We start from the raw sequence: 18,030 nt of genomic DNA, 5'->3' as shown, positions 1-18,030 counted from the left end.
GGCGTATGCTCGGGTCATCCAGGAGCAACGCCATGACTTTTCCGATCTGCATCTACGATAGAACGGGCACGGGGCTCCGGCTGCCCGCGGGGTGGTGGATCGACCTTCAGTCCGATCTGCCCGCGCTGGTGAACGGCGCCGCACGCATCGACCTTCCGCGCTCTTCGAAAGACGAGCATCCACGCTTGGATCCAGAGGTCCTGAGGGACCTTTTCCGGCGCATCGGGGGTTCGCAATGGCTAGGTTGAATCCGATGCGTTCCCTGGGAGTGCGCTGGCTGTTCTTCCGTCTTCGCAACGGCCAATCCATCAGTCCCGCCAGGTTGATGTCCGTCTGGTCCGAGGCTGCCGAATCCAATGAGTGCGCCGTGCGCCGCGAGATCATCGACGGCGCAGGCTACGTCTATGCCCTGTACGCGCCCAACAGCCTGCTTTCTCCCCGGCGTGTGGAGCTGCGCATGAGAGCGTTGCTGGAGGAGGCGGGCTACGCCTTCACGATGGGTAGCCTGGCAGGGCGTCACCCCGGCGACGGTTGAGGCGCGGCGCTGAGGCGCCGGCCGGACAGTCCATGCGTCGCTCTCATTCGGGGCCATCAGGCTCCAGAGGTTCGTCAGGTGCGGGATCGAAGAGCGCCAGCATCCGTTCCCGCCGGCACTGTTCGAGCCAGTGGTGCCATATCTCCACCTCGTCCATCAGCCCCGTGGCACCGCACGCGGGGCACGTGAGCGTCGTGCCCAATGGACTCGTCTTGATGCCCTCGTCCTGAGTCATTGATGAGCGCAAGCCGCAGCTCTTGCAGGTGGATCGCAATTGATCGAGGCGAACGATGGCCCCATTGCGCGCAAGAAGGGGCTGGATCGCGTGGATCCGGAAGGCATTGGGAGGATGCATGGCCGTGTCGTCTGGGGCTGGACACGGGAGCAAAGGATTCTGCGCCGGAGAAGAGCCGTGAGAGCGCAGTGTGCTTTGTTGGAGGTTAACCCTTCATCAAGGTGCACACCGCGCGCCATGACTGGCTTGAAATCCCACGGCCGCAATCGTGCACTGACGTGGCAGCCGGCGCTCGTCCGGTGCCGGCCCTGCCTCTGGGCAGGAAGGGCTCCGCCGCCACAACGGAGCCCCGTACGCTCACTTTTCCTGCAGGAACGTCAGCAGGTCCTGGTTGACCTTGTCCTTGTGGGTGTCGGTCAGGCCGTGCGGCGCACCCGGGTAGACAATCAGCTTTGCGCCCTTGATGAGCTTTGCCGATTGGCGGCCTGAGATGTCGATCGGCACGATCTGGTCGTCGTCACCGTGGATGACCAGGGTGGGCACATCGAATTTCTTCAGGTCTGCGCGGAAATCGGTGGCGGAGAACGCAGCGATCGAGTCGTAAGTGTTCTTGTGGCCGCCCTGCATGCCCTGTGCCCACCACGCATCGATCAGCCCCTGCGACACCTTCGCGCCGGGGCGGTTGAAGCCGTAGAACGGGCCCGACGGAATGTCCCGGTACAGCTGCGCGCGGTTATCCATCTGTGCCTTGCGGATGCCATCGAACACTTCGATCGGCAGGCCGTTCGGGTTGTCGGCGGTCTTCAGCATGAGCGGCGGTACCGAGCTGATCAGCACGGCCTTCTTCACCCGCCCGATGCCATGCCGGCCGATGTAGCGCGCCACTTCGCCGCCACCGGTGGAGAAGCCCACCAGCGTCACATCGTGCAGGTCCAGCGTATTGATCACCGTGGCCAGGTCATCGGCGTAGTGATCCATGTCGTTGCCGTCCCACGGCTGGCTGGAGCGCCCGTGGCCGCGACGGTCATGGGCAATGACGCGGTAGCCGTGGTTGGCCAGGAAGATCATCTGCGATTCCCAGCTGTCCGAGTTCAGCGGCCAGCCGTGGCTGAAGGTCACGACTGGTCCGTTCTTCGGACCCCAGTCCTTGTAGTACAGCTGCACGCCATCGGCGGTGGTGATGTAGCTGGCGGTGCGCGCGATGCTGGTGACTGCGACCGGCTTGGCCGGTTCGGCGGCCTGTGCGGACAGGCCGGCCTGGACCGAGAGGGCGAGGGCGGCAACGGCCAGGGTACGGGCGAAGGTGTTCATGCGGGAACTCTCATGGGTGGGTGGTGAGACGTACTTTGCGCCCGCGATCAGGTGCCAGGAATATGACAAGTCCGAATTTCTTGATAGATCGTCTTGCACGGATGTGCGCGTACGGGCCCCGCGCCACCGCCTGTTGACGAGGGAGAACGCTCGTTCTACCTTGTGGCCATGAACAAGGCCGGCACCGATACCCACCAGAAGATCCTGGCCACGGCCGAGGCGCTGATCAACCAGAACGGGATCCACGCCACCGGCATGGACCTGCTGGTGAAGACCTCCGGCGTGGCGCGGAAGAGCATTTACCGCCACTTCGAGAACAAGGACGACGTGGCCGCTGCCGCGCTGAGTGCGCGCGATGTGCGCTGGCTGGCCTGGTTCCGGCAGGAGTGCGACAAGGCTGATACCCCGGAAGCACGCATCCTCGGCATGTTCACCGTGCTCAAGGGTTGGTTCCAGTCCGAGGGCTATCGTGGCTGTGCGTTCATCAATACCGCGGGCGAGGTCGGCGACCCTGCCGATCCGATCCGGGAGATCGCGCGGAATCACAAGCGGAAAGTGCTCGATTACACGCTGGAACTTACCGAGCAACTGGCGGTGGAGCAGCCGGCGGACCTGGCCCGTCAGCTGCTGGTCCTGATGGAAGGCGCCATCACCCTGTCGCGCGTGATGGGTGATTACGACGCCGCAGACACTGCGAAGGATGTCGCGAAGCTGTTGCTGGAACAGGCCAAGCGTTAGCGCCTGGGTACGCCAGATCGCTTGAAGCAATCCGTGTATCCATCTCGATTGGAGGTCTCCCCGTGTCCGCAGAACAACCCCGTCCGCCGCTTCCTCCGTTCACCCTTGAATCGGCCACCCAGAAAGTGCGTCTTGCCGAGGATGGCTGGAACTCCCGCGATGCCGACAAGGTGTCGCTTGCCTATTCGCTCGACACCCAGTGGCGTAACCGCGCCGAGTTCACCAACGGCCGGGAAGAAGCCCGGCAGTTCCTGGCACGCAAATGGAACAAGGAGCTCGAGTACCGCCTGATCAAGGAGCTCTGGGCCTTTACCGAAAACCGTATTGCTGTCCGTTACGCCTACGAATGGCACGACGACTCCGGCAACTGGTTCCGTTCCTATGGCAACGAAAACTGGGAGTTCGACGCGGATGGCTTGATGCAGCGCCGCTTCTCGAGCATCAACGATTTGCCGATCAAGGAGAGTGACCGCAAGTTCCATTGGCCGCTGGGGCGTCGCCCGGATGATCATCCGGGGTTGTCGGAGCTGGGTATGTGATTCCCGCTTGGGCGCCATCCCAAGCGCGCTCAGGTACGATGGGGTGGCCGGCGTCTGCGCCGGCCGGGCAGGGGATGCAATGGACATGCAGGCAGGGGGCGGATTCGATCCGTCGGCAAAGACCGATTCGCAGGAACTGACATTCCACTGGCTCTACCAGCGGGTGCAGGGACTGGTTGAGCACAGCATCTACCCCAAGGCGGGCAGGGTGGAGACGTGGGCGTTTCGCATCGGCGTGGGTGCGGCGATCATCGGCATTCTCATGGGTCAGCTTCCGGATCGATGGCTGCCTCTTGGCGTAGTGCTCCAGGTGGTTGTTGCCTGCCTGGCAATCGAAATCGGAGGGTTCATTGTCGGTGGCGTACTGGCCGCCCGCAGGGGCATTCGCCAGTTCATCCAGCCGCGGCTCTCGCACGCCCGGGAGATGGATGAAGACTTCGCTCACTGGCAAGCGGTGGTGACCGAGCTTCGCGGATTCCCGCGCGTCCAGCGCGAGCGGCGACTCAAGTTCGTCAGCACCTTGCGCACAAACATGATTGAGCGCATGGGCATGATGTATGGCGGCCTGCAGCGGCTGGGACCATTCCCGCTGTTGATTGCCCTCTACCTGCAGTTCCGCGGATGGAAATGGGGCGACTGGGCGGGCGCTTTCAATGTTGGCCCGCTGGGTGCACTACTGATCTTCGCCATGGTGCTGCTGTACCTGCTGGGCTGGATGCTGATCGGCCTTCGCACCAGGCTTGATACCTACGTTGCCTTGTTGGAGGGCTCCATCCACGAACCCGAGCCCTCCCAGCCAACGCCTTTGTAGCGTCGGGCCATCATGTTCCTCATGCTGAGGGACAAACAGGACTGTGAGTCATCCAGTGAGGCATACGCATGGCTCAAGAGTGCCGCGCTGTGGCTGGATGCAGCCGATTTCTTCGGGCTTGCTGCATCATGTTCGTACATTTCGCCGACTTCACAGATCTGTACCCCGCAGATGGGCATAGTGGCCCCTCGGTAGTGTGAGCGCGTCCATCCAGCCACGGGATTTTCCCGAACGCCAGGAGGTCACTGTGCCAAGTTGTGATGAAGGAATGAAGTTGACGCGCCGGCAGGTGATCGCCGGCGGCGTCACGACCGTGGCGATGTCCGCCGCACCGGGGGCATCATCGCTCGCCGCCGAACTGGCGACGCCCCCGCCGCCCAGGCCGCCGGTCATCAGCACGGTGGCCTTGACCGTCAACGGCAAGCGGCGGGAACTTGAACTGGACACCCGGACCACGCTGCTCGATGCCCTGCGCGAACATCTGAAGCTGACCGGCACCAAGAAGGGCTGCGACCACGGTCAATGCGGTGCCTGTACCGTGCTGGTCAACGGTGAGCGCATCAATGCCTGCCTCAGCCTGGCGGTGCAGCACCAGGGCGATGCCATCACCACCATCGAAGGCCTCGGAACTCCCGATGACCTGCATCCGATGCAGGCCGCTTTCATCAAGCATGATGGCTACCAGTGCGGGTATTGCACGCCGGGGCAGATCTGTTCGGCGGTGGCGGTACTGGACGAGATCAAGCGGGGTGTGCCCAGCCATGTGCAGGCGGATGTCAGCGCACGGCCCCAGGCCACCAACATGGAAATGCGCGAACGCATGAGCGGCAACCTCTGCCGCTGTGGCGCCTATTCCAACATTGCCGAGGCGATGGCAGAGGTCGCTGGCGTCACCTCTGCAGGGAGGCGCTCATGAGGGCCTTCAGTTACGAGCGCGCGAAATCCCCGGCCGAGGCCGCCAGGGCCGTCGCCGGTACCGAGGGCGCGAAGTTCCTGGCCGGAGGGACCAACCTGCTCGACCTGATGAAGCTGGAGGTCGAGACGCCAGCGCACCTGGTCGATGTGCAGGACATCGGCCTGGACAGGATCGAACCCACCGACGAGGGTGGCCTGCGCATCGGCACGCTGGTCACCAACACCGCGCTGGCCTCGCATGAGCGCGTGCGCCGCGACTACGCGGTGCTGACCCGCGCGATCGTGGCAGGCGCTTCCGGGCAGTTGCGCAACAAAGCCACCACCGGCGGCAACCTGCTGCAGCGCACGCGCTGTCCGTATTTCTACGACCCCAATCTGCCCTGCAACAAGCGCCTGCCCGGATCCGGCTGCGGCGCACTCGAGGGGTTCTCCCGGCAGATGGGCGTGATCGGCACCTCGGACAGCTGCATCGCGACCTATCCGGGCGACATGGCGGTGGCCCTGCGGGTGCTGGACGCCTCGATCCAGACCGTCAGGGGCGACGGCAGTACGCGCAGCATCCCGATTGCCGATTTCCATCGTTCCCCCGGCGACAGGCCGCAGCAGGACAACGTGCTGCAGCGCGGTGAGCTGATCACCCACGTCACGCTGCCAGAACCCCTGGGCGGTCGGCACGTGTACCACAAGGTACGAGACCGCGCGTCCTATGCGTTCGCACTGGTGTCGGTCGCCGCGGTCGTGCAGCGTGACGGCTCGGCGCGGTTCGCCTTCGGTGGGGTCGCGCCGAAGCCGTGGCGCGTCGAGGCAGCCGAACCCCTGCTGCGCGACGGCGTGAAGGCCGCGACCCGGCAGGTGTTCGCCGGTGCCCGTCCGACGCGGGAGAATGCGTTCAAGATCGCGCTCGCCGAGCGCACCCTCGCGGCGGTGCTGGTGGAAGGAGAGCGCTGATGCCCCTTGAATTCAACGCCCCCGCCGGCGACAACCTGTTCGACAAGGCCAAGGTCGTCGGCAAGTCGACGCCGCGCATCGACGGTCCACGCAAGACCACCGGTACCGCCCCCTATGCCTACGAGCGCCACGACGTGGCGCCGAACCAGGCCTACGGCTACATCGTCGGTGCGGGCATCGGCAAGGGGCGCATCATTTCGATGGATGCCTCCCGCGCACGTGCCGCGCCCGGCGTACTGGCGGTCATCACCGCACCGGAAACCAAGCCGGTCGGCACATCGAACTGGAACAACGCGCCGCTGTTCGGCGGACCCGAAGTGGCCCACTACCACCAGGCCATCGCCTGCGTGGTGGCAGAGACCTTCGAGCAGGCCCGCGCCGCCGCAGCGCTGATCCGCACCCGCTACGAGCGCGGCAAGGGCCGCTTCGATTTCCCGGCCCTGGCGCCGTCCGCGCCGCTGGCAAAGGGGCGCGGTGGCAAGCCCGACCGGCAGACGCTCGGCGATTTCGACACCGCCTACGCGACCGCCGCGGTCAAGCTCGACGAGACTTACCACACCTCCGACGAAAGTCATTCGATGATGGAGCCGCACGCCACCATCGCCGCCTGGGAGGGCGACACGCTCACGCTGTGGACGGCGAACCAGATGATCGACTGGGCCAGGCAAGGCATGGCGGCGATCCTCGGCATCGATCCTGCCAAGGTGCGCGTGGACTCGCCCTATATCGGCGGCGGCTTTGGCGGCAAGCTGTTCATCCGTGCCGACGCGGTGCTGGCCGCGCTGGCGGCCAAGCAGGTCGGGCGGCCGGTGAAGATCGCGCTGCAACGCCCGCTGATGCCCAACAACACCACGCACCGGCACGCCACCCTCCAGCGCGTGCGGATCGGCTGCGGAAAGGATGGCCGGATCTCCGCCATCGCCCATGAGAACTGGTCGGGCAACATCAACGGCGAGGACGGCGAGAACGGCACCCTGCAGACGCCCAAGCTCTATGCAGGCGCCAACCGCCTGGTGGCCAACTACATCGCCACGCTCGACATGCCCGAAGGCAATGCGATGCGCGCACCGGGCGAAGCACCGGGCCACATGGCGCTGGAAGTGGCGATGGACGAAATGGCCGAGAAGCTGGGCCTCGACCCGATCGCGTTCCGCATCCTCAACGAGCCTGAGGTCGTACCCGGCGATCCGTCCAAGAAGTTCTCCGACCGCAACCTGGTGCGCTGCCTGCGCGAAGGCGCGGAGCGCTTCAACTGGAACAAGCGCAACCCCAGGCCGGCGCAGGTCAGGGAAGGGCACTGGCTGATCGGCATGGGCGTATCTGCGGGCTATCGCGGTGCACCGACGATGAAGTCGGCGGCGCGGGTCCGGCTTGACGGCCAAGGCGGGGTGATTGTCGAGACCGACATGACCGACATCGGCACCGGCTCCTACACAATCATCGCGCAGACGGCTGCCGAGACCATGGGCGTGCCGCTGGAGCGGGTCCAGGTGACACTCGGCGACTCCCGTCATCCCGCCTCCGCCGGTTCCGGCGGCCAGTGGGGCGCGGCAAGCTCCAGCGCGGGCGTGTACGCGGCGTGCGTCAGCCTGCGCCGCAAGGTGGGCGAGAAACTGGGCTTCGACGGCGACACCGCAGACTTCGCCAATGGCCGCATCCAGGCGGGTGGGCGGACGATCAAGCTGGCGGAGGCGGGGACACTGTCGGCGGAGGACGGCATTGACTTCGGCGACTTCAAGCAAGGCTACGACGTCGGCACCTATGCAGGGCATTTCTGCGAGGTTGCCGTGCATGCCTACACGGGAGAGACACGCATTCGCCGCATGCTTGCCATATGCGATGGCGGACGGATCCTCAATCCGCTGTCCGCACGCAGCCAGGTCATCGGCGGGATGGTGATGGGTGCGGGCGCGACCCTGATGGAGGAGCTGGTGGTCGACAAACGGCTTGGCTTGTTCATCAACCACGACCTGGCGGGCTACGAGGTTCCCGTGCACGCCGACATCCCGTACCAGGAGGTGGTCTTCCTCGACACGCTGGATCCGGTGATCTCGCCGATGAAGGCCAAGGGTGTGGGTGAACTGGGCATCTGCGGGGTTGGCGCCGCGATCGCCAATGCGATCTACAACGCAACCGGCGTGCGCGTGCGTAACTATCCCATTACCCTGGACAAGCTGCTGCCCGGCTTGCCCGACGTGGGCTGACCCTTGCGCATGGACCGACCCGCAGCCTCGCCCACTCTGGAAGCCTCCGCCGCAGGCGGAGGGGAGCCCGGCGATCTTGCCGAGGACCTGTCCGCAGCGCCGGGCTTCCTCGCCGAAGGTAGCCCGCGCGGCGTACTCGAGACGGCCTTGACGCGCGTGCGCGCGGGGGAGCACGCCGTGCTCGCGCTGGTGCTGGAAACCGATGGCTCCACCTACGCCGGTGCCGGCGACATGGTGCTGTTCTGCAACGGCAGCCAGGTCGGCTGGCTGAGCGGCGGATGCTTGGAGCCGGAGCTCGCGCGACGCGCGGAGCAGGTGAGCGCGGCAGGGCGGGTCGACTGGATCGAGATCGACACCCGCAGTGACGACGACCTGTTGAGTGGGTCTGCGCTCGGCTGCCGCGGCCGGCTTCGGATTGCGCTCCTGCCATTGCGTGCCATGTCCGGCATCGACGCCGTCATCGAGGCTTGGCTGCGCGAGGGCGTGTCACTCCGGCGCGACCTTCGCACGTCGGGCCAGGTCGTTTTCCGTGCCGGCCATCGCGAGCAGGCGTGGCAGCTGGATCCGATGCATGGTGCGCAGCCCTTTGGCGAGGGCGCATGGCATTTGCCGTTGCCCCGTCTTCCGCGGGCTCTGGTGTTGGGGGGCGGTCCCGAAACGCCCTTCCTGGTTCCGTTGCTGCGGAGCCTGGGGTGGCGGGTCAGCGTGGCCGAACGGAGAGCGCGCTGGGCCTCAGCCGGGCAGTGCGCGGATGCGCATCTTCAGACCAGCCCGGCCGAGGCCCTTCATGGCGACCCGTGCGACGCGGCACTGGTGATGCATCACGATTTCGAACTGGACCGGGAGGCGCTGGTGGCCCTGGCTGATACCAAAGTTGCGTTCATTGGACTGCTGGGTCCGCGGCGAAGGCGCGAGGACCTGTTCAAGCTGCTGACACCGGATCAGCGCCACCGCCTGTCCCCGAGACTTCGATCACCGGTCGGCCTGAACATCGGCGGGCGAGGGCCAGAGGCGATTTCGCTCAGCATCGCCGCGCAGCTGCAGCAATGGCGAAGCGCGCACGGCACGTGACTGACGCGCATGCGGTCGTCGTGCTGGCTGCCGGCGGGAGCACCCGACTTGGCCAGCCCAAGCAGCTTCTGACCCGGCAGGGCGAGACCCTGGTACATCGCGTGGTGCGGTTGGCGCGCGAGCTCGCGCCAGCGCAGGTGCTGGTCGTGGTGGGCGCAAACGCACAGGCCGTGACATCCAGCATTGCCGGGCTGGACGCCACTCCGGTAACCAACCACCACTGGGAACGCGGCCTGGCGAGCAGTCTGCAGGTTGCCGGCGCACACCTGCTGCCCACGGTGACCGCGGTGATGGTCGTGGCATGCGACCAGCCCGCGATCGAGCACTCCCATCTGCAGGCGTTGCTTTCGGGTGCCCGCGCCGCAGCGTCAACGTGCGCGGGCACCCGCCACGGAAATGCGCTTGGCGTTCCCGCAGTAGTGCCGCGCGCCTGGTTCACCTCTGTCGGTGCAGCCGGTGACCGCGGCTTCGGAGCGCGCCTGCGGCAACTTCCTGTCGATACGGTGCATGTCCTGCAGGCACCGGAACTGGGCCTGGATATCGATACGCCAGAAGATCTTGCGCGTGCGCGCGATGCGGGCTGGATCGATGCCGGGAGGTGACCCGCATGATCACTGGGCAAATGCCTGTCGCGCAGGCGACGAGCGGCAGAGCTGCAGCCCGAACCCTCGCTGCCCGCAACCCTGTAGAGTCGGGCCATGCTCGACTACGGCACGCCACATCGCGCCCCATCAGGCACATCACTAGCAAGACTCTGCAGCACCCGATCCAACAGAACAGGTTCCGGTGCGCCAGCCAGTACCTGCTCCAGGTAATCCAACGGCTCCAACTGCCATTGGAGGAGCGCCCGCAACCGCACAACGGCGGGCGCCCGCTGCTTCGCGTCCAGTGAGGCCTGCAACAGCAGATGGTGCGAGCGCCTCTCCAGCCACAGCACTGGAACGCCTCCACAGTGAATCTGGAATCCGGCGTTTTGATGCCGCTCGACGAACTGGAAGCCCTGTCGTGGCCGAGCCTCCACGAACTGAACGGCTTGGCGGCGCAGTTGTGAGAATCGATCATCGTTGATGCTTTGGAACGCGACAGGCGAGGGCACCGGCGGCGCCAGCCACTGCGTCTGTGCCGCAACCACCACCGCAAGACAGAGCGCGGTGGCCGCCCAGCGCCACCAGGCCACTCAGCCCTCCGGATGCAGTCGGGTACTGGCGTGTGCGGTAAGGCCGATTCCGGCCATGATCAGCCCCTCCATCACGCGCGGGCCAACGTACTGCTCCAGCTCGCCATTTTCGCGGGCGCGCTGCGCGGCCAGCAGGATCTCCAGCACCACCCGAAGGCCGGCCAGCGAGCAATCGGTATCTGCCAAGGCGATGCGTCGACCGGGCATCTGGTGGCGTTCCGGCCACGGCTGGCCATCGGAGGCGGCACCGGCGCCGATGCTGTGCAGCAGGGCGATGAGGGTGTTCGGGTCCAGCGCGGGGCCGTTGGCGGGCGCATCGTGGATCGGGTGCGGGGCAGGGCAGTGGGGCTGGGTCATGGCGGGGGCTCCTTGCGTGCAGGCAGAAGCCGCCACCGATAAAGGTGGCGGACGATGCGTGGCTCGAAATCCGGTACGCGACTATGACCGGTGGGCACAAGGCCCCCACGCACCGCCCGCCATAGCCGGCCGACGGATTGCCAGCCGGCACCACAAGGCGTGGTGCCGGCTGGCAAGCGCAAACTACAGTCGCGTTACCGGGATTTCGAGCCCCGGCCACCGATGAATTGGTGGCATGAAAAGGAATACGCGCGGTCGTCCGTGATGCCAATGCAGTAAGGCCGATGCCGACACCACTTTCAAGATTTTCAGAATCGTTGCATATGGCGCAGCCGAGCCGGATCCTTGCGCTGCAAGGCTAACGGCGATGTTGGCTCTGGATGCCCGCGGACTGTCGGCATCCGCTCACCGGGGTCATAAGGGAGGCGGATGCGACAGTTTCGCCAGGAGCGAACAGGCGTCAGTAACCCTTCAACGCAGCCTTGGTTCGCTCCAGCCATGCGGCATTGTGGCTCCGTGCATGGCGCGACCAATGCTGGGCATCGTCGATGATGCTGGCGAACAGGCTGCGGGCTTGCTCGCGATCGTCCGGTTGCGGCTGCGCCATCAGCCATTCGGCGTAGAGGCAGCGAGCGGCCGCATCGTTTCCGCATTCCACGGCGCGCTCGAACGCGGCGCGGGCGCCGGGCGACTGGGTGGCGGCCAATGCCTGCGCATGGAGGAGGGTCTGTTCTGGCTTGCGGCGCACATCCGGATGACGGGCGAAGAGGCCGTCCAGCGTCTCGACTGCAAGTGCGGCGTGCCCGGAATCGAGGCGAGCACGGGCAAGGCCGGTCAGAATGTAGGGGTCGTCGCCCAATGGCGAGCTTGCGGCCTGCTCAAGCAGGGTTCTGGCTTCCTCCGCCTGGCCGGCATTCAGCAGCGTCATGCCCAGGCGAACACGGTTCTGCACGGTGGGCGTGCGCGCAAGTTCGGCGCGAGCGTTGCGCAGGTTCTGGCCCGGGTCCATGAGCTGCTTGGCGGAACGGACGACCTGCCGGGCGCCGCGCGAGTGACGGACTTCCGGAAAGTAGATCGCCAGGAAGTAGACGACGCTGCCGAGCAGCGGGAACGAGAAGAGCAGGATGAGCCAGTAGAGGCTCTGGCCCGAGCGGATGGCGTGCACCGCGAAGTAGATGGCTGCCAGTACGTGGAGTCCGATTCCGATATAGGGCATGTGGGTGCCTGGTCCTTGGGAGGGCTGGCACTATAGTGGGAGCGGGGTAGGGCGCCAATGGGGTGCAGGTGGGGGGGGGCGTGACGCGTCACGTTAATTGGATCAACCCCTCCTCGACGCAGGGCGGGCCTACCGATGCGGTAAAAAACCGGGTGATTAAACGGAGGGCAAATGGAGTTTGAGAAGATCCGGGCAGTAGTCAGGCTTGCGGAATACACGGTCGTCGACCGGCCGCCACTCCGGGTGAAGGAGGGTCCGCTGCTTGCATTTTCAGAAGAGTTTTTAGTCGGACCATGGTTAATCATGAGTGGCTTCAGCATCATCTGGAAACGCCTACTCTGGATCTTCCTCCTCACGCTGATCTTCATGAGTGGATTCTTCCTTATGGAATCCGCTTTCGATCCTGTCATGATTATCGCCGCATTGGTGCTGAGTGTTGTCAGCGTCTACTTCGGTCTTCCTACTCGAACGGTCCTTGCGGGCGTCACCGCAACGTCTACTGGAAAGCTTGCAGTTGCTATCGAGGAATTTGTGAAGGATCAAGCAGAGCTGGAGCGATTGTCCTCCGGCGTGCAGCTAGTGAAAGCTCAAACGACCGAGCGAATGGCGCGTTTCAATGTGTTCGCTGGCATCCTTTGGGGCGCCCTGTTCTGGCTCGTCACGGCACGCGTGCTATCCCCGGCCATTTCACTGGACACTGTAAAGGCGAGCATCTTTCCAGCCATCGCTGTAGCAAACCTGTTCATCGGGCTGTCTGTGGTTGCGGCTGGCTACGCAGCAGCTGTACGAATCGCCTATCAGACATTGGACTTTGCGCTCCTGGAGGTTAAGGGGAAGCTAGCTTGCGGCATCCTCGCATCATCAGACTCATAGATCGCGGGGTAAGCACTACGGAAATCTGGCCGCTCCATACACCTACGATAGATATCAACTAATTCTCACAGGCTCTCATAAATATTGCTTTCATTCTGGCTCAACTAGGGCGGGTTGCTCTTTGCTCGCCGCATCGACTGCGGCATGATAAATTGAAAGATGCGGTTCGCACTGACGTGCCCGCGCCGGGGCCGAGCCATTGGCCGCCGGGTCATCATTGACAGCACATGACAGAGAAGGAAATCATCATGGCAGCGACGATCCAGGAGTTCGTACACGAACGAGGTATCAAGTATCTGGTTCATTTCACGAGGGAGAGCAATCTGACTTCCATCATTCAGCGAGGACTTGTACCTAGGGATCTGTTAGCTGGAGAAGGCGGGGTTAAGTTTAACGATACTGTACGGCTAGACGGGACATCGGCAGTCTGTCTTTCAATTGACTTCCCCAACTACAAGATGTTCTTCAAGGTTAAGCAGGCAGATGTCGACGAAAGCTGGGTAATTGTGGCGGTTAGCCCCGCTGTACTGTCGTCGCCCACTGCCGCATTCTGCGCTGGCAATGCAGCGTCGGCCGCGATGACAAGCATTCCGATCGCTCAACGCATGGGGCTACAAGCCCTTCAGGGCATGTACGCTGACTGGAATGGTGTGAGCCGCGCAACTCTAGGCATCCCCGATAGATACCCAACTAATCCACAAGCTGAAGTCCTAATGCTAGAGGGAGTTTCGAGAGAGCACATACTTGGAGTATTTGCTTTGAATCAAGCGGTAAAGGCTAGGCTTGTTGCTACGCACGCAAAGCTGAACGAAAGAAATGTTGTAGTCAATGCGAGTATTTTCCGCTACCGCCAGGACTACGCCCATTGGAAACAGGTGGCTGACAGTGGCATCTAGGCCAGTATTTGCGCCTTCACTCAGTGGCGACCTGCTCGTGCTCACGAGGCACGTCGACTTTCAGTGGTTCCCTGGGATGTCGAAAACTCAGTCTCAAAAGTCGATTCGATCCCTGCATGCGGAAGCGAATAGGCAATTTGGGCTGGACGATATACTTGAGATATCAAGCAAGTCAGCCGACGCTCTTGGAGTAAGCTTGAGCGCCTTTAATCTGATGATCAAGACAGTCAAGCGTGGCCGCGAGTTCAGCTTGGAATGCGCATATCAAGCAAGCAAGGTGTTTGAGTCTGGAGGTCCCTACATTGACTTGATGGATGCATCATCGATTGATGCCAAGCGAGATCCGCGCCTGACTCGAAGTGGTCGACTGGTTGGCTTCCGGTTCTTTGGGATCGACTGGGAACTGGAGCCAAAGACCGCGTTTTATGATTGGTTGTACATCAACGCACTTCACAAGCAGCCCGCAATTGCCGATGAGGTGATGAGGTACCAAGCCTTTACTGATATAGCTTTTAATCCGGAAAAATCCGTAAACTGCCAAGCTTATTCCGCAGCGCTCTATGCATCCTTGCGGGGGCGCGGTCTTTTGACGGCGGATGTTCTTAAAGACAAATTCGCGTTCTTATCCATTGTCGATACCAATCATGTAAGCAATGCACGCGAGGATACCTCTGTTCAAAGTCGACTCATTTAGGGCTGATGATTACGGCGACAGGGAATGCACATGTTCTTACTAGACCACAGCAAAGAAATCGCATCGTTGTTAGCTCCTGTGCTAACAGCGACTTTCGGCTGGCTCTCCAAGGGGCGCGCTAGGCTGCTTTGTGCCCAGAGGCATGGCTTTACCTTCTATATCCCTCCTGAAGCCGATAGCTCGGGACAGCAGAGAGATGCCATCACTGTGCACACCATCTCCTATTTCATTCGGAACGATGGAAAAATTCCTCTGAATGGAGTGGAGGTGGTTTGGCAGTGGAAGCCAGATGGAATGCACCTTTGGCCTCCGCGCCCATTTTCTCAGGAGCAAACACATGACGGTCGCCATGTCGTGGGGATCAAGAGCTTGGCGCCAGGCGAAGACTTTTTGGTAGAGGTGATTGGATTCGGCTCAGCGCTGCCTCAGATGCAAAGCTGCCGAAGCGAGCAAGCAGTGGCGAGGCATGTAGAGCTTAATTTCTACGAGAAGTTGCCGGCTTGGCGATACCGAATGGTGCGAATTTTGACGCTTGCGGGCATCGCGGGGATCGCATATGCAGTATTACTGTTGCTACAGATCATCCTGGTAGGCAGCAAATTGGTGACGCCGTAGGAATTCCACCAACGGGAAGCTGGCTAACATCCTCAGGAGGAGGGGATGGATACTCGACTTGGCATCTTCTGTGTGTTGTTAGCTGCAGCCGGCTCTGTTTCAGGGCAGCAGATCCATTCAGTCAGGGGCCCTGCACCAAATCACATCCCGATAGCGCCCAGCGCGACCCACAACTCGATGGCAAAGACCACTACGCCATTCAACTGTGACCAGTACCGCTGGCCTAATCACCCGCACCCGGGAATGAACCCGCTTTGTGACGGGCTTGAGGCCGATGTCCTTCAAGGCGAGTCCAGGCAGGCGGGACGCCCTAAGCCATCAACCGAGGTTGTTGCATTGCCTGCAATGGGTACGGATGCAGCTAAACGCTCAGGAATGGCCTGCATAGGCGGTCAGGCAATGCGTAAGCTATCGAACGGCTGGGAGCAGGTTTTGTCTCCCAGAGGCGGCTGGCTTCGCTGCCGGGAGCGTTGATTTAAAGGGCAGGGCGCGGAGCCCCTGCAAACCAGCCAGCCTCCAACCGATGTAGCGCGCAACAACCACTGTGAAATTAACCTCAGGTGCAAGATGGCTATCAGCAAGGAAGATTCTGACCAGCTTCGTGACGTGCGTGGAGCTGAGTTCTTTGAGCGCTATAACAAGCCGCACCCATACGCTCACAACCTTCTTCAGGGCCACCTCTTTATAGAAGAGCAACTTGAAGTGATCATTATGTCCGTATTCTCCGAGCCTGAGGCTGTAATTGAGGCTAAGTTGAGCTTTTGGACAAAATTGAAGCTTGCGCAGGGAGTAGTTGGCAAGAGTGTCGACATCTGGCCCGCACTTGAAAAACTCAATTCCGCGCGCAACGAGCTAGCCCATGGACGGGACCTGTCCATCCTTGAAAGGAAGATCGATGATTTCCTAAGCGCGATGCCCGGCTTGAGCGAGCATCACCGGAAGGATGATTCGCGTGCGCACAAGTTGAACATGGCAATAATCGGGGCCGCTGGCTATATCACTCGGACTGCAGAGAGCTACCGCCCCAGAGCATCCGTCACTGAATGATCTGGGGTGTAGGGGCAGCGCCCCTACGAACAAAGCCTTACACGCGCTGACGCGGTTTCGGCCCACGACTCATGTAGACCACATTGGACGTCTCGGCGCCGGGGCCGGGATCACGCACGCAGAACCGTCGTTCTCGGCGAATTCTGAGCGCTTCGGCTAGGTAGATGACGCTGGATTTCGCCGTGGTCGAAGCTTTCCGTGCAGCTGCGGTCCGGGGAGCCGCCTCAGCCATCATCAGCCGCCATTCCCGCGCGATGTTGCAGGTCAAGGACCACCAGGTCATGTCACAAGGCTCCAGTTGGTGACCCTCAGGGGTGAACATATGCTGCAATCTCATCCTTGTCGGGGGAGCCAACAGGGAGGCAAGAGCCAAGCCAGAGCCAAGCAGAACCCATGAACCGGATCACGCCCGATACAGCATTTCGCATAATGTATATTATGTTCACATGAGACTGGACCGAACCGGTGGGTTGGCACCCATCCACTTCAGCTTTGCGTCTCCTCAAGAAGCCTCTGCGTAGGACGACCTTCAGCGCCATCTCTTACCGTCGATATCAAAGTGAACCGTCTTCACCTGCCGCCGGACATGACAAACCAGCAACACGATGAGCAATGCCTTGCCGAAATTCTGGGAATTCTCAACGAGCTGACAAGCGAGAAGCCGCTCTCGTTGCCCAGCACTACAGCGACCTGGCCATACCTCTTAGAACGCAGCCTTCTGATCGCATATGTTGGCGTGCTCGTGATCACTGCCGCCTCGGCCGTTGTGACTGCAGCTACATCTTTGCAGGAGCCGGCGGAGCCCTACCTTCAATCCGGTTTCTTTACAGGATTCGTACTCGTTGTCGCGTACATCCTATCCTCACTCGTCAATGCGGTTATCGCCAACCGAAGAGCGCGCAAGGATCCCACTCCTGCAATGCTCCGGAGAATGCGCCGCGACACGATTCAAGATTGGAAGCAGATCCAGTTGCTCCGCACCTTTCCAAAGCACCTTGTCGAGTACGCACTGACACAGTACAAGTGGCACTGGGACATGCTTGAGCAACGGGTTGGTCTCTTCTCGGGCGATCTCCGCCGGCTGGGTTTGGCCCCCGCATTGGCGGGCAGTGCTTTGGCTGCGGCCAATCTCATTAGGCAGGAAGGCGTGGTGTTGCTATGGGCGCCGATCGCAATGGCTTGTTGCCTCTACATCGTCGCCACTGTGCTCCTCGCATCCCGCGAAAGGCCGAGACAGGTCGTCGAGCTACTTTCATTCTTGATCAAGAGCTGGGAGTCGCTCAGCCCAACTCCAATGCCACAGCTCGCTCCCGAGCACCTTGATCTGCCTATTGCGTTAGCTGCGGCTGGGCAATCACAGGAACCTGTGCATCACAAAGACATCCACCAAGCCCAGCGTCCCATGCCGGAACGCCTTCGGTAGCGTTCCCACCACATCGAACCCCAGCTTCCGATACAGCGCCACAGCCGGCCCATTGGTGCTGACCACGTAATTGAACTGCATGGCCAGGAATCCTTCCGCCCTCGCCCGTTCCAGGCTGTGCTCCACCAGGGCCCGGCCCACGCCTTGCCCTTGTGCCGGCGCATCCACCACATACGTGGCGCTGGCCACATGCGCCCCAAGGTCAGGGAAATTCGGGCCCATCTTGTACATGCCCACAACTCGGCCCTCCAGCATAGCTACATGAGGTGCCTGGGCCTGGAACCAATGCGCGCGAAACGTTTCGACTCCAAAAGAGCCGGCAAAGGGCAGCGCATCCTGCGCCGCAATGGCCGCCTTGAACATGCCCCACATCGCGTCGAAATCGCCTGCACGGGCGGGCCGGATCTCCATGCGTCTCCTGCAGA

Annotated in this window: 23 protein-coding genes; 16 read left to right on the top strand and 7 right to left on the bottom strand. The window is 62.3% G+C overall.

What is annotated here, in order from left to right:
* Positions 1-32: 32 nt before the first annotated feature.
* Both AC5P8C_RS00505 and AC5P8C_RS00500 read left to right on the top strand, forming a co-directional pair.
* A complete protein-coding gene (locus AC5P8C_RS00505) occupies positions 33-248 on the top strand; it encodes a hypothetical protein (protein ID WP_019659700.1) in 216 nt (71 codons plus the stop codon).
* Positions 249-253: 5 nt separating this feature from the next.
* Positions 254-535, top strand: a complete 282-nt coding sequence (locus AC5P8C_RS00500; protein WP_005416560.1) for a hypothetical protein — start codon at positions 254-256, stop codon at positions 533-535.
* Positions 536-578: 43 nt separating this feature from the next.
* Here AC5P8C_RS00500 and AC5P8C_RS00495 read toward each other — a convergent pair whose 3' ends face one another.
* Positions 579-890 (bottom strand): hypothetical protein, encoded by a 312-nt coding sequence (locus AC5P8C_RS00495; protein ID WP_026346984.1) that lies wholly within the window; start codon positions 888-890, stop codon positions 579-581.
* 237 nt (positions 891-1,127) lie between these two features.
* Positions 1,128-2,081: an alpha/beta fold hydrolase gene (locus tag AC5P8C_RS00490; RefSeq protein ID WP_233652832.1), complete on the bottom strand. Its 954-nt coding sequence runs from the start codon at positions 2,079-2,081 to the stop codon at positions 1,128-1,130.
* Between the two features lie 168 nt (positions 2,082-2,249).
* Between AC5P8C_RS00490 and AC5P8C_RS00485 the strand changes: the two genes are divergently transcribed.
* The 8 genes from AC5P8C_RS00485 to AC5P8C_RS00450 all read left to right on the top strand — a co-directional run bounded on the left by AC5P8C_RS00485 (position 2,250) and on the right by AC5P8C_RS00450 (position 9,909).
* Positions 2,250-2,819: a TetR/AcrR family transcriptional regulator gene (locus AC5P8C_RS00485; protein WP_495218196.1), complete on the top strand. Its 570-nt coding sequence runs from the start codon at positions 2,250-2,252 to the stop codon at positions 2,817-2,819.
* 62 nt (positions 2,820-2,881) lie between these two features.
* Complete coding sequence (locus tag AC5P8C_RS00480; protein WP_495218195.1) at positions 2,882-3,358, top strand: nuclear transport factor 2 family protein; 477 nt, start codon at positions 2,882-2,884, stop codon at positions 3,356-3,358.
* Between the two features lie 79 nt (positions 3,359-3,437).
* Positions 3,438-4,169 (top strand): hypothetical protein, encoded by a 732-nt coding sequence (locus AC5P8C_RS00475; RefSeq protein WP_026346983.1) that lies wholly within the window; start codon positions 3,438-3,440, stop codon positions 4,167-4,169.
* A 268-nt stretch (positions 4,170-4,437) separates the two neighbouring features.
* Entirely contained in the window at positions 4,438-5,085 is a 648-nt protein-coding gene (gene paoA / locus AC5P8C_RS00470; protein WP_100445686.1) for an aldehyde dehydrogenase iron-sulfur subunit PaoA, read from the top strand.
* Positions 5,082-6,032: an FAD binding domain-containing protein gene (locus AC5P8C_RS00465; protein WP_099560618.1), complete on the top strand. Its 951-nt coding sequence runs from the start codon at positions 5,082-5,084 to the stop codon at positions 6,030-6,032. The genes paoA and AC5P8C_RS00465 overlap by 4 nt, the downstream gene beginning before the upstream one ends.
* The gene (gene paoC, locus AC5P8C_RS00460; protein ID WP_495218194.1) at positions 6,032-8,236 is read left to right on the top strand and encodes an aldehyde oxidoreductase molybdenum-binding subunit PaoC; all 2,205 of its coding nucleotides are present in this window, start codon (positions 6,032-6,034) and stop codon (positions 8,234-8,236) included. Before AC5P8C_RS00465 ends, paoC begins: the two co-directional genes overlap by 1 nt.
* Positions 8,237-8,245: 9 nt before the next feature.
* Positions 8,246-9,307: an XdhC family protein gene (locus AC5P8C_RS00455; RefSeq protein ID WP_495218193.1), complete on the top strand. Its 1,062-nt coding sequence runs from the start codon at positions 8,246-8,248 to the stop codon at positions 9,305-9,307.
* The gene (locus AC5P8C_RS00450; RefSeq protein WP_217015800.1) at positions 9,283-9,909 is read left to right on the top strand and encodes a nucleotidyltransferase family protein; all 627 of its coding nucleotides are present in this window, start codon (positions 9,283-9,285) and stop codon (positions 9,907-9,909) included. Before AC5P8C_RS00455 ends, AC5P8C_RS00450 begins: the two co-directional genes overlap by 25 nt.
* Before the next feature lie 104 nt (positions 9,910-10,013).
* Here the strand turns inward: AC5P8C_RS00450 and AC5P8C_RS00445 are convergent, their stop codons facing one another.
* From AC5P8C_RS00445 to AC5P8C_RS00435, 3 genes are all read right to left on the bottom strand, one after another.
* Positions 10,014-10,484 carry a hypothetical protein gene (locus AC5P8C_RS00445; protein WP_495218192.1) on the bottom strand — a complete coding sequence of 157 codons (471 nt, stop codon included), beginning with the start codon at positions 10,482-10,484 and terminating at the stop codon, positions 10,014-10,016.
* Complete coding sequence (locus AC5P8C_RS00440; RefSeq protein ID WP_495218191.1) at positions 10,485-10,841, bottom strand: hypothetical protein; 357 nt, start codon at positions 10,839-10,841, stop codon at positions 10,485-10,487.
* Positions 10,842-11,301: 460 nt separating this feature from the next.
* On the bottom strand, positions 11,302-12,057 hold the full coding sequence (locus AC5P8C_RS00435; RefSeq protein ID WP_233652839.1) for a hypothetical protein: 756 nt from the start codon (positions 12,055-12,057) through the stop codon (positions 11,302-11,304).
* Between the two features lie 171 nt (positions 12,058-12,228).
* On the opposite strand from AC5P8C_RS00435, the gene AC5P8C_RS00430 reads away from it, so the two are divergent.
* From AC5P8C_RS00430 to AC5P8C_RS00410, 5 genes are all read left to right on the top strand, one after another.
* The gene (locus AC5P8C_RS00430; RefSeq protein WP_233652840.1) at positions 12,229-12,930 is read left to right on the top strand and encodes a hypothetical protein; all 702 of its coding nucleotides are present in this window, start codon (positions 12,229-12,231) and stop codon (positions 12,928-12,930) included.
* Between the two features lie 248 nt (positions 12,931-13,178).
* Complete coding sequence (locus tag AC5P8C_RS00425) at positions 13,179-13,826, top strand: DarT ssDNA thymidine ADP-ribosyltransferase family protein (protein ID WP_233652841.1); 648 nt, start codon at positions 13,179-13,181, stop codon at positions 13,824-13,826.
* A complete protein-coding gene (locus AC5P8C_RS00420) occupies positions 13,759-14,520 on the top strand; it encodes a DarT1-associated NADAR antitoxin family protein (protein ID WP_428993024.1) in 762 nt (253 codons plus the stop codon). The genes AC5P8C_RS00425 and AC5P8C_RS00420 overlap by 68 nt, the downstream gene beginning before the upstream one ends.
* A 30-nt stretch (positions 14,521-14,550) precedes the next feature.
* A complete protein-coding gene (locus AC5P8C_RS00415; RefSeq protein ID WP_141098013.1) occupies positions 14,551-15,135 on the top strand; it encodes a hypothetical protein in 585 nt (194 codons plus the stop codon).
* 567 nt (positions 15,136-15,702) lie between these two features.
* On the top strand, positions 15,703-16,182 hold the full coding sequence (locus AC5P8C_RS00410) for a hypothetical protein (protein ID WP_088430497.1): 480 nt from the start codon (positions 15,703-15,705) through the stop codon (positions 16,180-16,182).
* Between the two features lie 37 nt (positions 16,183-16,219).
* On the opposite strand, the gene AC5P8C_RS00405 is transcribed toward AC5P8C_RS00410, so the two are convergent.
* A complete protein-coding gene (locus AC5P8C_RS00405; RefSeq protein WP_233652842.1) occupies positions 16,220-16,465 on the bottom strand; it encodes a hypothetical protein in 246 nt (81 codons plus the stop codon).
* Positions 16,466-16,741: 276 nt separating this feature from the next.
* On the opposite strand from AC5P8C_RS00405, the gene AC5P8C_RS00400 reads away from it, so the two are divergent.
* Positions 16,742-17,605, top strand: coding sequence for a hypothetical protein (locus tag AC5P8C_RS00400; RefSeq protein WP_495218189.1), 864 nt, complete (start codon positions 16,742-16,744; stop codon positions 17,603-17,605).
* Here the strand turns inward: AC5P8C_RS00400 and AC5P8C_RS00395 are convergent.
* Positions 17,537-18,016: a GNAT family N-acetyltransferase gene (locus tag AC5P8C_RS00395; protein WP_072167010.1), complete on the bottom strand. Its 480-nt coding sequence runs from the start codon at positions 18,014-18,016 to the stop codon at positions 17,537-17,539. The two genes, AC5P8C_RS00400 and AC5P8C_RS00395, sit on opposite strands and share 69 nt — an antisense overlap.
* Positions 18,017-18,030 lie beyond the last annotated feature (14 nt).

Source organism: Stenotrophomonas sp. YJH_SMC_46 (assembly GCF_059370315.1).
Note: the sequence above shows the minus strand (reverse complement) of the source record. Positions and strands in the feature narration are given on the sequence as shown.